The organism is Eubacterium sp. AB3007 (assembly GCF_000688015.1).
Classification (GTDB): Bacteria; Bacillota; Clostridia; order Peptostreptococcales; family Anaerovoracaceae; genus Aminicella.
This window is the reverse complement of record NZ_JIAD01000001.1, coordinates 798,706-812,929: the sequence shown is the minus strand read 5'-3', so window position 1 is coordinate 812,929 and position 14,224 is coordinate 798,706. Positions and strand designations below refer to the sequence as shown.

Annotated in this window: 11 protein-coding genes; 5 read left to right on the top strand and 6 right to left on the bottom strand. The window is 53.7% G+C overall.

The genetic code is table 11. The features are described from left to right. Positions 1-20: 20 nt before the first annotated feature. The 5 genes from P156_RS0104085 (at position 21) to P156_RS0104065 (ending at position 8,337) form a co-directional block, all read left to right on the top strand. Positions 21-1,442, top strand: a complete 1,422-nt coding sequence (locus P156_RS0104085) for a glycine--tRNA ligase (protein ID WP_027869044.1) — start codon at positions 21-23, stop codon at positions 1,440-1,442. A gap of 33 nt (positions 1,443-1,475) precedes the next feature. Further along, complete coding sequence (ppdK, locus tag P156_RS0104080) at positions 1,476-4,106, top strand: pyruvate, phosphate dikinase (RefSeq protein ID WP_027869043.1); 2,631 nt, start codon at positions 1,476-1,478, stop codon at positions 4,104-4,106. A 63-nt stretch (positions 4,107-4,169) separates the two neighbouring features. After that, positions 4,170-5,225 carry a calcium/proton exchanger gene (cax, locus tag P156_RS0104075; protein ID WP_255344209.1) on the top strand — a complete coding sequence of 352 codons (1,056 nt, stop codon included), beginning with the start codon at positions 4,170-4,172 and terminating at the stop codon, positions 5,223-5,225. A gap of 118 nt (positions 5,226-5,343) precedes the next feature. Further along, a complete protein-coding gene (locus P156_RS0104070; protein WP_027869041.1) occupies positions 5,344-6,453 on the top strand; it encodes a hypothetical protein in 1,110 nt (369 codons plus the stop codon). A 72-nt stretch (positions 6,454-6,525) separates the two neighbouring features. Continuing rightward, a complete protein-coding gene (locus tag P156_RS0104065; protein ID WP_027869040.1) occupies positions 6,526-8,337 on the top strand; it encodes a Na/Pi cotransporter family protein in 1,812 nt (603 codons plus the stop codon). Between the two features lie 21 nt (positions 8,338-8,358). Here the strand turns inward: P156_RS0104065 and P156_RS0104060 are convergent, their stop codons facing one another. The 6 genes from P156_RS0104060 to P156_RS11475 form a co-directional block, all read right to left on the bottom strand. Then, complete coding sequence (locus tag P156_RS0104060; RefSeq protein WP_027869039.1) at positions 8,359-9,198, bottom strand: hypothetical protein; 840 nt, start codon at positions 9,196-9,198, stop codon at positions 8,359-8,361. Between the two features lie 261 nt (positions 9,199-9,459). Beyond that, complete coding sequence (locus P156_RS0104055; RefSeq protein ID WP_027869038.1) at positions 9,460-10,860, bottom strand: oxaloacetate decarboxylase subunit alpha; 1,401 nt, start codon at positions 10,858-10,860, stop codon at positions 9,460-9,462. A gap of 124 nt (positions 10,861-10,984) precedes the next feature. Then, positions 10,985-12,100 (bottom strand): sodium ion-translocating decarboxylase subunit beta, encoded by a 1,116-nt coding sequence (locus P156_RS0104050; RefSeq protein WP_027869037.1) that lies wholly within the window; start codon positions 12,098-12,100, stop codon positions 10,985-10,987. Between the two features lie 10 nt (positions 12,101-12,110). Beyond that, positions 12,111-12,473, bottom strand: a complete 363-nt coding sequence (locus tag P156_RS0104045; RefSeq protein WP_027869036.1) for a biotin/lipoyl-containing protein — start codon at positions 12,471-12,473, stop codon at positions 12,111-12,113. Then, positions 12,449-12,775, bottom strand: a complete 327-nt coding sequence (locus P156_RS11480) for an OadG family protein (protein WP_051600607.1) — start codon at positions 12,773-12,775, stop codon at positions 12,449-12,451. The genes P156_RS0104045 and P156_RS11480 overlap by 25 nt, the downstream gene beginning before the upstream one ends. A 9-nt stretch (positions 12,776-12,784) precedes the next feature. Next, positions 12,785-14,131 carry a carboxyl transferase domain-containing protein gene (locus tag P156_RS11475; RefSeq protein WP_034802201.1) on the bottom strand — a complete coding sequence of 449 codons (1,347 nt, stop codon included), beginning with the start codon at positions 14,129-14,131 and terminating at the stop codon, positions 12,785-12,787. Positions 14,132-14,224 lie beyond the last annotated feature (93 nt).

The window sequence follows — 14,224 nt, the reverse complement described above, 5'->3', positions numbered from 1 at the left end:
GGAAAGTTGGTAGACAGTTAATGAGCAAGGAAGACAATAAGACAGTTACAATGGAAAAGATCGTAGCACTGGCGAAGGGCAGAGGGTTTATCTATCCGGGTTCGGAGATCTATGGTGGCCTGGCCAATACCTGGGACTACGGTCCGCTTGGCGTGGAATTCAAGAACAACGTGAAGAAAGCCTGGTGGAAGAAGTTTGTACAGGAGAACAAGTATAACGTGGGATTGGATGCAGCGATCCTGATGAATCCCAGAACATGGGAAGCATCGGGACATGTCGGTGGTTTCTCTGACCCGCTGATCGACTGCAAGCACTGCCATTCCCGTTTCAGAGCGGATCAGCTGATCGAGGGTCACATGAAAGAATCCGGCGGTGAAGAGGTCGTGGTAGATGGATGGACCAACGAGCAGATGGAATCCTATATTGCAGAGAACGGTGTCAAGTGCCCGGACTGCGGCAAGAGCGATTTCACCTCGATCCGCCAGTTCAACCTGATGTTCAAGACCTTCCAGGGCGTCACAGAAGATTCAAAGGCGCAGATCTACCTGCGGCCTGAGACCGCTCAGGGGATCTTTGTGAACTTCAAGAATGTAGCCAGGACCAGCCGCAAGAAGATCCCCTTCGGGATCTGCCAGATCGGCAAGTCCTTCCGTAACGAGATCACGCCGGGGAACTTCACCTTCCGAACCCGTGAATTTGAACAGATGGAATGCGAGTTCTTCTGCAAGCCGGGAACGGATCTGGAGTGGTTCAAGTACTGGAAGGATTACTGTGAAAACTTCCTGCGTTCACTGGGCATGAACATGGAGCATGTGCGCCTGCGGGATCACGATCCTGAGGAGCTGTCCCACTACAGCAACGCCACAACAGATATCGAGTATCTGTTCCCCTTTGGATGGGGCGAACTGTGGGGCATCGCCGATAGAACTGATTTTGACCTGCGCAAGCACTCCGAGTTCTCCGGTGAAGAGCTCACATTCACAGAGGGCGAAGGCAAGGAGAAGGAGACTTACATCCCGTATTGCATCGAACCGTCCCTGGGCGCTGACAGAGTTGCCCTTGCGTTCCTGATCGATGCTTACGAGGAGGAGACAGTGGTGGATGCCAAGGGCAAGGAAGACACCCGTGTCATCATGCACTTCCATCCTGCATTGGCCCCCTTCAAAGCTGCTGTCCTTCCGCTTGCGAAGAAACTGGCGGACAAGGCTGAGCCCATCTATGAGGAACTGGCAAAATACTTTAATGTTGATTACGATGTGACCGGATCAATTGGAAAGAGATACAGAAGAGAAGATGAGATAGGAACTCCTTTCTGCATCTGTGTGGATTTCGACACAGAAACCGACGGATGCGTCACGATCCGCGACCGGGACACCATGGAACAGGTGCGTATACCGGTCGGAGAAGTCAGATCATATATTGAGGAACGCCTTGCGTTCTAGAAAGACTACTATTTTTAGGAGAGTGATGTAACTATGGAGAAACAATTTGTCTACTCGTTCAACGAGGGATCCAAGGATATGAGAGATATCCTTGGCGGAAAGGGTGCCAATCTTGCGGAGATGACCAAGATCGGTCTGCCTGTACCATTCGGGTTTACTGTCAGCACCGAAGCGTGCAAGAAGTACTACGAAGACGGTGGTAAGATCGATCAGGGGATCATTGACGAGATACTTACCAAGCTGGACGAACTGGAAAACGTGATGGGAAAGAAGCTGGGCGATCCGCAGGATCCTCTGCTGGTTTCCGTCCGTTCCGGTGCTCCCATCTCCATGCCGGGTATGATGGACACCGTTCTGAACCTGGGGTTGAACGATGAGACAGTTGTCGCACTGGGCAAGTTGACAGAGAACGAAAGATTCGCGTACGACAGCTACAGGAGATTCCTGCAGATGTTCGGAGATGTCGTTATGGAAGTTCCCATGAAACGCTTCAACGAAATCTTCGACGGCAAGAAGGCCGAGGTCGGAGCCGTTTATGACGTTGATCTGACCACCGAGGATCTGAAATCCATCATCGAGGGCTACAAGGCTCTGTATGTTGAGGTTCTGGGACATGCGTTCCCGCAGGATCCTAAGGAGCAGTTGATGGAGGCTGTGAAGGCCGTATTCCGCTCCTGGGGCAATGACAGAGCGATCCTATACAGAAAGCTCAACGAGATCTCTGACGATCTGGGAACAGCTGTCAACGTCCAGTCAATGGTATTTGGAAACAAGGGCAATGATTCCGGTACAGGTGTTGCCTTCACCAGAAACCCGGCCACTGGCGAGAAGAAACTATATGGTGAGTTCCTGGTCAATGCGCAGGGAGAGGACGTGGTAGCCGGAATCCGCACCCCTAAGAAGATCGACCAGATGGCCGATTCCTTCGCAGATGCTTACGCAGAGTTTGAGAAGATCGCGAACCTGCTGGAGCAGCACTATCACGACATGCAGGACATGGAGTTCACCGTGGAGAACGGCAAGCTGTTCATGCTCCAGACCAGAAACGGAAAGAGAACCGCTGAGGCTGCAGTGAACATTGCTGTGGATATGGTAAACGAGGGCCTGATCGACAAGAAGACCGCGCTCCTGCGTATTGAGCCGGAGTTCGTGGAGCACCTGCTGCATCCCCGCTTCGATGCTGACGAGGAGGCTGCGGCAACCGCTATCGCCAAGGGCCTGAACGCTTCTCCGGGAGCAGGCTGTGGTCGAATCTGCTTCTCTGCAGACGAGGCTGCGGAAGTAGCTGCCAGTGGCGAGAAGGCAGTTCTGGTTCGTACGGAGACTTCGCCGGAGGATCTGGCGGGTATGGTTGCTGCTCAGGGAATCCTGACTCAGCACGGTGGGGCCACCTCTCATGCGGCTGTCGTAGCCCGCGGTATGGGAAAATGCTGCGTGACAGGCTGTGCGGCACTGGATATCGATGAGGAAGCCAAGACGCTGACCATCGGGGACAAGGTCTTCACAGACAAGGATTACATCTCCATCGATGGAAGCACCGGTGAGGTGTTCGAGGGAATGCTGAAGCTGGTACCGGTAGAGATCAGTGGAAACTTCAACACCATTATGAAATGGGCGGACGAGATCCGTACCCTGAAGATCCGTACCAACGCAGATACTCCGAGAGACGCCCAGCAGGCCGTGGAATTCGGCGCAGAGGGAATCGGACTTTGTCGTACAGAGCACATGTTTTTCGACGAGGAGAGGATCCCTGCTATCCGCGAGATGATCGTAGCGGAGGATGAGGAAGCGAGACGTAAGGCACTGGCCAAGTTGCTCCCGTTCCAGAAGAGCGATTTCAAGGGCATGTACAAAGCAATGGGCGAGCGGCCGATGACCGTCCGTCTGCTGGATCCCCCGCTCCATGAGTTCCTCCCCAAGACTCCGGAGGATATGGAACAGCTGTCCAAGTCCAGCGGAATCGCACCGGAGCGCCTGGAAGTGCTGGCAGAGAATCTGAAGGAAGTCAACCCCATGCTGGGACACAGAGGATGCCGTCTGGCCATCACCTATCCAGAGATCGCTGAGATGCAGGTAGAGGCTATTCTGACAGCTGCCATCGAGGTCTGCGAGGAGGAAGGCATCGAGATCGTACCAGAGATCATGATTCCACTGGTCTGCTCCAGAAACGAGCTCCTGAATGTAAAGGAGACTGTGGACAAGACCGCCGAGAGAGTGATGGAAGAGAAGGGTCGCAGGATCACCTACATGGTAGGTACCATGATCGAGATTCCAAGAGCGGCGTTGCGTGCAGACGATATTGCCAAGGCGGCGGAGTTCTTCTCCTTCGGTACCAATGACCTGACTCAGATGACTTTCGGTTTCTCCAGAGACGATACGACCAACATCATCAAGGACTACATCGATCGCGGGATCTGGGATGCAAATCCGTTCCAGACACTGGATCAGAGCGGCGTCGGGCACCTGATCGAGACCGCCGTTACTCTGGGCAAGAAGTCCCGTCCTGGCATCAAGCTGGGTATCTGCGGCGAGCACGGCGGAGACCCGAGATCTATCGAGTTCTGCCACAAGGCAGGCCTGCAGTATGTTTCCTGCTCCCCGTTCCGTGTGCCGGTGGCCAGACTGGCAGCGGCACAGGCTGTGATCAAGGAAGAACAGGCATAAGACAGAATAATAGGAAGGGCCGCTTGCTTCACAAGCGGTCTTTCTTTTGCGAACGAGGAGGCTTTGTGCATGAAATACCTGAATATATTATTGCTGTTTCTTCCCGTCACCATAGCCGGAAATATGATGGGAATGTCTGACCCACTGTTGTTCGTGTGCAGCGCTTTGGCGATCATCCCTCTGGCGGGAATCATGGGGAAGAGTACGGATGTGATCTCTTTCTATGCGGGCCAGAAGATCGGAGGTCTTCTGAATGCCACCTTTGGCAACGCAACGGAGTTGATCATCGCTTTTGTCGCCATGAAAGCCGGTATGTTTGACGTGGTGAAGGCTTCACTGGCAGGCTCGGTCATCGGCAACATTCTGTTGGTGCTGGGGATGTCCATGTTGGCTGGAGGGGTCCGATTCAAGACCCAGCGCTTCAACAAGGCGTCCATCAATATCACCTCCAGTATGCTGTTATTCGCTGTGCTGGGACTGTCGATCCCGGCGATCTTTACCCACACCATGCCAGATGCGAGCCTGACGACCCGATTCGAGGGGCTCAGTGTTATCGTGGCGGTGCTGATGCTCCTGATCTACGTCATGCAGTTCGTGTTTTCTTTTGTGACCCACAGCGACCTCTATGAAGAGACCCTCGAAACGGAAGAGGAGGAGAAACCAGCCATGAGACTGTCGGGAGCGATCGGGCTTCTGGTGATGGCTACCATATGTATCGCCGTCCTGTCAGAGATCTTTGTGGGAACGGTGGAACCAATGGCAGAGAGTGCGGGTCTGTCGGCTACTTTCGTGGGGATCATCCTGGTTCCCATCATCGGCAACGCGGCGGAACATTCCACCGCCATCATTATGGCCATGAAGAACAAGATGAATGCAGCGGTGGAGATTGCGCTGGGTTCCAGTCTCCAGATTATACTGTTCGTGGTTCCGGTGCTGATCCTGCTGAGCCTCTGTTTCCAGCCAATGAGCATCGTGTTCACGCCCTTTGAACTGGTAGCGGTCACTGCTTCTGTCCTCATCGCCAATCGGGTCGCAGCAGATGGGGAATCCAACTGGCTGGAAGGATTACAGTTGGTGGCTACTTATGTTCTCATCGGCACGGCGTTTTTCTTTGTGTAGGCACGATTTGATGATTGGAAAATGTGTCATTGATTAGAACGGAGTTTGCTGATATACTATATCCGTAGGATTGTGTGAATTATCAGTTAATTGAAGTATTGACGAATGGAGGAAGAATATGGCAAGGAAAGTTGGTTTCCCGGCAATCAGGAATTTTGGAAACGACCCCAGGGACTTTATCCCGGATCTTTTTCGGTTCATGGATCGCTATGACTGCGAGTTTTATCTGGAGAAGGGATATGGGGAACGCCTGGGCTATACAGAGGAAGATTACAAGGCGGCCTCCGACAAGGTTCGCTTTGTGAGTCGAGAAGAAGCGTTTGACCAGGAAATCGTCATGATCCTGAAGAATCCAGAGCCGGAAGACCTGGAGATGCTGAGAGATGGCTGTGTGTATTTCTCCATGCTTCACTACGCGACCAGACCCAAGGTCTGTGAGGTGTTGACCCGGAAGAACATCCGGGCCCTTGCCATGGATCATATCGTGGACGACAAGGGGCTTCGGATCTTTGTGGACTACTTCGGAACCGCATTCAACGCATGCAATGCCGGGGTCAATGCCCTGAAAGCAACCTATGACAAGTTCTTCAGCACAGACAGACCGCCGATCAAGGCCCTTGTTATGGGAGTTGGAGGAGTAGGGCAGAACGCTATCCGTTCGCTGGAGATCCTCAGCGACAGAGAGTTCCTGGGGAAGGAAGCCTCGGGGATCCTTCCCATTATCTGTACCAGAACCATCACCGGACATCCGGAGGTATTCCGGGACATTATCAAGGAGTGTTATCTGGTAGTGGATGCCACGCAGCGTAAGGATGAGACACAGTACGTTATGACCAACGAACAGATCGGACTGCTGCCAGAGGAGGCGGTGATAGTAGATATCTGTGCGGACCGGTATGATTTCCTCGTAGATCCACCGCTTGTAAAGGGAATGGAAGGTACCCTTACCGGTAACAACGAGCACTTCCTCATCGGCACAGATGATCCAAGGTATGACGAGATCCCACCGGTGGTGAGCACAAAGCATCGCCGCGTAACGGTCAGTTCCAACGCCTGGCCGGGTATGGACGTGGAGAGGTCCTGTCAGGTATACTACGAACTGATGAAGAACTATGTAGGGTTGATCTTGGAGAAGGGCTATGATAACTTCCACGAGGACAGCGACAGCCTGTTCGAAAGAGGGTTGTGGAGATCAACACTTACACATTTCCGTGCATCTTCCAGATAGAATGTGCAATTCTTTCCTGTCATAATATAAGCGGGAAGTCTGGGCGTTTGTCAGAAGACGGGAGGATGTAAGTTGGAAGTTTTCTATAAAGTAATCAGCCTGTTGGGAGGGCTGGCCCTGTTTCTCTACGGAATGAGGATCATGGGCGATGGACTGAAGAGCAACTCAGGCGGTGCCATGAAAGCCGTACTGACTAAGATCACAAACAAGCCGGCCATGGGGTTTCTTCTTGGGATGCTGGTGACATGCATGATCCAGAGTTCGACCGCCACCATCGTATTGGCGGTGGGGCTGGTCGGTGCGGGGTTCATCACCTTTCGGCAGTCCATCGGGATCGTGCTGGGGGCAAACGTAGGAACCGCCATAACCGCACAGATCATCAGATTGATGGATGTGGATGCGGATTCAGGCAGCCTGTTGTTCCTGTTTAAGTCGGATAATCTGGCACCCATGGCACTGATTCTGGGCATCGTGATGATCATGTTTGTGAAGACCAAGGCCTCGACCTCCATCGGAACGGTGTGTATGGGGTTCGGTATCCTGTTCGTCGGTTTGATGAACATGAGTGCCGCCGTGTCCGAGTTTGGGGATGCCATGAGCAACCTGCTGATGTCCTTTGAGGATAACTATGTGCTGGGATTCCTGTCCGGTGTGTTGGTGACAGGTATCATCCAGAGTTCTTCGGCGGTGGTAGGTATCCTGCAGTCCATCGCCAGTTCTGTCGGAGTTACCTTCTGCGGTGTATTCGCCATCATCATCGGTGTCAACATCGGGGACTGTATCACCACCTACCTGGTCTGCAGGATCGGTGCCAAACCTGAACAGATCAAGACCTGTCTGGTACATATTATCTACAATGTGTTTGCGGCAGCGCTGATCATCGCGGCCATCGCCATCGGTCGGTTCACAGGGCTCATCAGCGATGACCTGTGGAACATGACCATGAACTCCGGTGGTGTCGCCAATATCCACGGATTGTTCCGTCTGATTCCGGCGATCCTGTTGCTGCCTTGTGCAGGACTGTTTGCGAGGATCGCAGAGGCCATCGTGAAGGATACCCCGGTAGACGAGGAGGACTCCGCCATCGAGGAGGCTCTGAGCAAGTTGGATATGCATCTGATCACCAACCCTGGGCTGGCTCTTGGAGAGACCGAGATGCTCGTCGACACTATGGCAGAAGTGGCGCTGCACAACTACCAGGCAGCTATCCAGCAACTCTTCGATTTCGAAGAGAAGCGAGAGGACAGGATCAAGCAACGAGAGGATATGCTGGATCGAATGGCAGATGCGGCCAGCCAGTACATTATTGCCATCTCGCCATATATCACCCTGGATAGGGATCACAATACCTCCAGTTTCCTGCTGAAGGCGGTGGTCAGTTTTGAACGTGCGGGTGATCTGGCGATCAACATTATAGAGACACTGCGGGATTTGCGGGATTCTGGAGTACATTTCTCTGAAGATGCCGCGCGTGAACTGAAGGTGGCTCTTCAGTCTGTCGGCGAAGTACTCCAGATCGCAGCGGAAGCATGCAACCAGAACAGTGTGGAACTGGCCCGGAAGATCGAACCGCTGGAGGAGGTAAACGATGAACTGATCGAGTACCTCCACAGCAATCATGTCAAGCGTATGCTGGCCAACCGGTGCAACGCGTATGTGGGACTGTTCTATCAGAATATCCTGTTGAATCTGGAGCGTGTATCCGATCAGTGTTCCGATCTGGGGGTGGCACTGCTGGCACGGTACGACGATTCCATCCGCGGCGATGAGCATAAGTACATCCATAATCTGCATCACTCTAACACCGTCCAGTTCACCAGTGATTTTGAGGCTTACCACAGCAAGTACTTCGGGATGCTGGACCAGGATGGAGAGAATGCATAGCGGCATATGTATAACGGTATATCAGGAGGCGTTCTTCGCCTCCTTTTTCTTTTCACCGTTCAGTATCGACTGGATCTCATAATAGCCCCATAGGAAGTAAGCGGGAGTATTCAGGTATAGATGGATGTATTGCATGGTCATCATGAACAACTCGTAAGTGAAGCCGGTGTAGGGGAGGGGCCCATCGGTTTCTTCCTCTATATCCAGATCATTGTGGGTGATCTGCGGTCCCAGATTAGTGTACAGCTGCGCTATGCCAGGGTCGATCCGGAGCATCGTCTGGATGCAGGAACGGGCTGCCCGCAGGTTGCCCTCTCTGAAATACAGAACGGATAAGGGTAGAAAACTCAAGGAATCTTCCGTCTCTGCTCCCGCACAGAGGGTCTCGGCCTTCTCGGTTTCCCCCAGAAGGGCGTAGAGGGTCAGCAGGAGGCCTCGTACGTCCAGAGGCGTATCCGCTGCACAAAGCCATAATAGCTCCTCGGCTTCTACGATGGCTCTGCGAAAGATTCCCATGTCATACAGCAGCCAGCAATAGCTGAACCTCAGGCGGACATAGGGCTGTGTTTCAGGGATTTCCCAGTAATGGCCGAAGTGTTTCTGCGCCATATACCCGTGCTCTTCCATCCACAGATCGCCCCTGGCAATCAACGCCTCGTATCTTCGCAGGAGCTTTGCATCATCCTCTGCGGATAGTCCGGCGATGATCCGTTCGGCATCCAGGTTGTTAGGATCCAGATGCCGTGCCCGTTTGGCAAACCAAAGAGCATCCTGCAGGTTCTCCTCGTTCTCTGCCATCTCCAAAAGGGTTTCCGGAGATTCGATTTTCTTCATCTGTGTCATCTGTCTTCTGGTCATCATTGTTTCCTCCTGTTCTCATGACCTTTCGACACCCCTGTTGTCAGTATAGCACAACTTGCGTAAGGGGATATTACGTCTATTTGACGACTGGGTTAAGCCGTCAGACTATTTCCATAAGGGACGGGAAAATTGTTGGAAATTCAACAGTTTTAGGGAGAGACAGGGAGGATTGTGAAGAAATCTTCACAAAGAAGAAGTGGTGACAAAACCAATGAAAAAGGCCATCTCAAATGAGATGGCCTTTGCTGAAGGTGCAGATCTCTACACCGGATAGGCTTTGTTCTTGGCGTCGAAGGTGTCCAGATCGATCTTGTTCTTACGGGCGTTTCTCTTCTTGAAGAAGTCCATGGCTACCTGTGGGAAGAGGGCGTAGGTCAGGACATCCTCATCCTGCTGCTTGTAATCGCCTAGCTCTTTCTCCAGTTTGTCCAGTTCCGGTTCCAGGAGATCGGCCGGACGGCAGGTGATGATATCGTCCTTGTTGATCTTCTGTTCGATGAGCTCCTGGTTCATGGGCATCGGAGTGCTTCCGTACTTGCCCATGAGGATGTCCTTGGTCTCCTTGGAGAGGACCTTGTAGCGTTCCCCCATGAGGACGTTCAGCACCGCTTGGGTGCCCACGATCTGGGAGGAGGGGGTGACCAGGGGTGGCATACCCAGGTCGTTCCTTACGTTCGGGATTTCCCGCAGCACGTCCATGTACTTGTCCTCTGCCTTCTGTTCTTTCAACTGAGAGACCAGGTTGGAGAGCATGCCTCCGGGAACCTGGTAGATCAGGGTCTTGATGTCGGTTCCCAGCGCCTTTGTGCTCATCAGGCCGCTTTCCAGCGCTTTCTCTCGAACAACGCGGAAGTGGTCGGCGATCTGTTCCAGTTTTCGCTGGTCAAGACCGGTGTCGTATTCTGTTCCAGCGAAGGTCTCTACCATGACCTCGGTGGAGGGCTGGCTGGTGCCGCCCGAGAACGGAGAGATAGCGCAGTCGATGATGTCGCATCCCTCCTGGATGGCCACATAGTAGGTGATGGGCGCAACGCCGCTGGTGCAATGGCTGTGCAACTGAATGGGAATGTCGATATTGTCCTTCAGGGCACGGATCATTCTCCGGGCCGCTTCCGGGATCATCAGTCCCGCCATGTCCTTGATGCAAATGGAGTCCGCCCCCATCTCCTGAATCTTTTTGGCCAGGGATACCCAGTATTCCGGGGTATAAGGTTCGCCGATGGTGTAGGACATGGCTACCTGGGCATGGGCACCGTATTTCTTGGTGGCTTCCACAGCGGTGCGGACGTTCCGGGTGTCATTCAGCGCATCGAAGATGCGGATCCGGTCGATACCGTTTTCGATGGATTTCTTGACGAACATATCCACAACATCATCGGAATAGTGTCGGTACCCCAGAATGTTCTGTCCACGCAGGAGCATCTGCAGCTGGGTGTTTGGCATAGCCTTACGGATGGTACGAAGGCGCTCCCAGGGATCCTCGTCCAGGAAGCGGATGCAGGAGTCGAAGGTGGCTCCGCCCCAGCACTCTACGGCCTCGTAGCCCACGCTATCCATGGTCTCGAGGATTGGCAGCATATCTTCGATTGGCATTCTGGTGGCGATCAATGACTGCTGCCCGTCACGGATCACCGTTTCCATAATTCTAACTCGTTTACTCATATAGTATCTCCTTCACTCAAATCTCGCCGTAGGTTGCAGCCAAGCCCGCTGCACTTCGCTTGCGTCCTTGGGCAACCCTGACGTTGGACCTACCAGCCATTTTCTGCGAAAATGGGGTTAGGTCTCAAACCCCGAATATTGCCATGAACACACCGGCTGCGACAGCCGTTCCGATCACGCCGGCTACGTTGGGGCCCATGGCGTGCATCAGCAGGAAGTTGGTCGGATCAGCTTCGGCGCCCACCTTCTGGGAGACGCGGGCTGCCATCGGAACGGCGGAAACGCCGGCAGAACCGATGAGCGGATTGACCTTGCCACCTGTCAGCTTGCACATGAGTTTTCCGAACAGGACGCCTGCTGCGGTACCGAAGGCGAAGGCGAGCAGTCCCAAGACCACGATCTTGATGGTGGTCAGCTTGAGGAAGGCTTCCGCACTGGTGGTAGCCCCGATGGAGGTGCCCAGCATGATGACGACGATGTACATCATGGCGTTGGAGGCGGTCTCCTGCAACTGGCGAACCACGCCGCTCTCACGGAAGAGATTACCCAGCATCAGCATACCGATCAACGGTGCGGTGGAAGGAAGCACGCAGCATACCACGATGCTTACCACGATAGGGAAGAGGATCCTCTCTCTCTTGGAGACCGGACGGAGTTGTTCCATCTTGATCTTCCGTTCCTTCTCCGTCGTCAGGGCTCTCATGATGGGTGGTTGGATGATGGGAACCAGCGACATGTAAGAGTAAGCAGCGACAGCGATAGGGCCGAGCAGGTCTGTCTGGTGTAGCTTGGTGGCCAGAAAGATGGAAGTCGGTCCATCCGCGCCACCGATGATGCCTATGGCCGCCGCAGCAGCTTCATCAAATCCCATGAGCATAGCCATGAAGAAGGCGGCGAACACGCCGAACTGGGCAGCCGCCCCCAGCAGGAAGCTCTTGGGGTTTGCGATCAGGGGACCGAAGTCCGTCAGTGCCCCCACGCCCATGAAGATCAGGGAGGGGAGGATCGCCCACTCGTCTAACTGGTAGAAGAAGTGGAGAAGTCCGCCCTCCTGCATGATGGGCGGGTACAGGTTGACCAGCATCATGCCGAAGGAGATCGGCAAAAGCAATAACGGCTCATATTCTTTGACGATGGCCAGGTACATGAGACCAAGTGCCACCGCCACCATCACCAGATTTCCCCAGGTCAGACTGAAGAAGGCTGTCTGATGGATCAGATTAACGATTGTCTCACTCATAACTACCTGCCTATCTCATATACGCAATGGCCTGACCGGATTCTACGGCCTCGCCCTCCGATACCGCGATGGAATCCAGTACACCATCTTCCGGTGCGACGACGGGGATCTCCATCTTCATGGCTTCCAGAATCGCGATCTGATCTCCGGAGGAAAGGGTATCGCCTTCCTTGGCAACGATTTTCCAGACCTTTCCTGCCGTTCCGCAGGTGACCGGTTTTCCTGTGCCTGCCGGCGCAGCCTTGGGGGCTGGGGTAGAGGCCGCTGCCTGCACCGGTGCAACCTGTGCGGCCGGAGCAGCAGTGCTCTCGCCCTTCTTCTCGATTTCGACTTCGTATTCGATTCCATTTACTCGGACTGTGTATACTTCCATGTTGCTCTCCTTATATTTCTTACTACATATGCATCATCATCTACGTTCTCGCCTTCTGCGGCCTTGCTGGCCCTGATGGCGGCCATGATCACAGCCACAAGCTGTGCGTCGTCCTCTCTGGCAGAAAGTTCTGCTACAGGGGCGGGGGTCTCTACAACCGATTGTCCTGCGGCTTTCACGCCTCCCGTCAATACCCCAAGAAGCCAGATGAAGATGGATATGATAATCAGGATCAGGAATACTGTACCCATACCCAGTATGGTGTCGATTCCCGCGATCTTACATATTTCTCCTATACTCATATGTCACCTCTATCTGCTGTTCACGAAGGTCTCAAAGGCGCCAGCCAGATACTTTCTGGTTTCCTCAGGCTGGATGACTTTGTCGACCAATCCGGATCTGGCAAGCGCGATCGCGCTTGAGTAGGTATCCCTGTACTCAGCGACCTTCTCCTCGCTGTACTCGCCGTAGATCATCTCAGTGGCTTGTTCCGGGTTGATGATGCCTACGTTGGCACCATGCCACATAAACACGTAGTCCGCACCTGTGCCCTTGCTGTTCAGCATGCTGTACGCACTGCCGAATACGTTGCCGGTGATCAGGTTGATCCTGGGGACATCGGTGGTACAGAGGGCCTTCACCATGCGGCTGGCGGCACCGGCCAGATATTTCTCGTTCTCGGTGGTAGTGTGATACCCCTCGGTGTCGATCACCGTCAGAATGGGGATGTTAAACTTGCCTGCGATTTCGATGAGGGCAGCAGCTTTGTCACAGCCCACAGAGGACATACGCTTCTCACCGTTCACCTCGTTGGTGGCGACCACACCGATGGTACTGCCGTTGATGCGGATGAATCCGCACACCATGTCCGGTCCCTTGTCAGGCTGACACTCCAGGAAGTAGTGGTCATCTGCGATCTCTTTCAGGATCTTCCGCGCATCACCGCTACCGGCGGTGAGCCCTGCACAAAGCCGATTAGGGTCATCGGTGATCTGCTCGTTTCGCAGAGGGGAGTATTCCGTGCTGGGTGGCAGAATGTCGATGAGGTGGCGGATGTTCTTCACGATATCCGTCCACTCATACCGACCGTCATCGAAAGCGGAGATGTAATCACCGTCTGCAATGACGTTCTCCAACAAGCGCTCTGGGTTCACGAAGATGTTGCCATGTTCCTTCTCGATGAAAATGAAGTCTGCCATGATCGCGGATACGGACATGCCGCCGCCGCATCGGCCGACCACGCTGATGATCTGAGGGATCTTGCCGGAGGCCTTGGCTTGCATCGCGTAGAGTTTGGAAAACTCGTTCATTCCGTCCAATCCTTCTTCGATGCGGAAGCCCTGACAGTCCAACAGACCGATGATGGGCGCCTGAGATTTCAGGGCGTGCTCGTAGAGACGCCGGATCTTCTTGCCGTGAACCTCACCAAAGGTACCGCCCATGACTTCGCTATCCTGTGAATAGATGTAGACCAGAACACCGAGGATCGTACCATATCCGGTAATGACGCCGTCGGATTCTTCAACGGTACCCGGCTGGTAGAAGTTGGTGTGACGGGCGGCAGCGTGCTCACCGATTTCCATGAAACTTCCCTTGTCCAGGATATCAAGGATCCGCTTGTAGGCTGTGGTTCTCTTACCAATGTTTTTGATTTCCATCAAATCCTCCTTTATGATGTATTCTGTCTTGTTCTCTTCTTCTCTAATGACAGTTGTCGTGGTATTACTCGCCACTTACATAGATTATAGACC

Excerpts from the sequence above, each read along its gene's own strand:
- P156_RS0104085 (WP_027869044.1), top strand. The coding sequence starts at position 21 with ATGAGCAAGGAAGACAATAAGACAGTTACAATGGAAAAGATCGTAGCA.
- ppdK (WP_027869043.1), top strand. The coding sequence starts at position 1,476 with ATGGAGAAACAATTTGTCTACTCGTTCAACGAGGGATCCAAGGATATG.
- P156_RS0104070 (WP_027869041.1), top strand. The coding sequence starts at position 5,344 with ATGGCAAGGAAAGTTGGTTTCCCGGCAATCAGGAATTTTGGAAACGAC.
- P156_RS0104060 (WP_027869039.1), bottom strand. The coding sequence starts at position 9,198 with ATGATGACCAGAAGACAGATGACACAGATGAAGAAAATCGAATCTCCG.
- P156_RS0104055 (WP_027869038.1), bottom strand. The coding sequence starts at position 10,860 with ATGAGTAAACGAGTTAGAATTATGGAAACGGTGATCCGTGACGGGCAG.
- P156_RS0104050 (WP_027869037.1), bottom strand. The coding sequence starts at position 12,100 with ATGAGTGAGACAATCGTTAATCTGATCCATCAGACAGCCTTCTTCAGT.
- P156_RS0104045 (WP_027869036.1), bottom strand. The coding sequence starts at position 12,473 with ATGGAAGTATACACAGTCCGAGTAAATGGAATCGAATACGAAGTCGAA.
- P156_RS11480 (WP_051600607.1), bottom strand. The coding sequence starts at position 12,775 with ATGAGTATAGGAGAAATATGTAAGATCGCGGGAATCGACACCATACTG.
- P156_RS11475 (WP_034802201.1), bottom strand. The coding sequence starts at position 14,131 with ATGGAAATCAAAAACATTGGTAAGAGAACCACAGCCTACAAGCGGATC.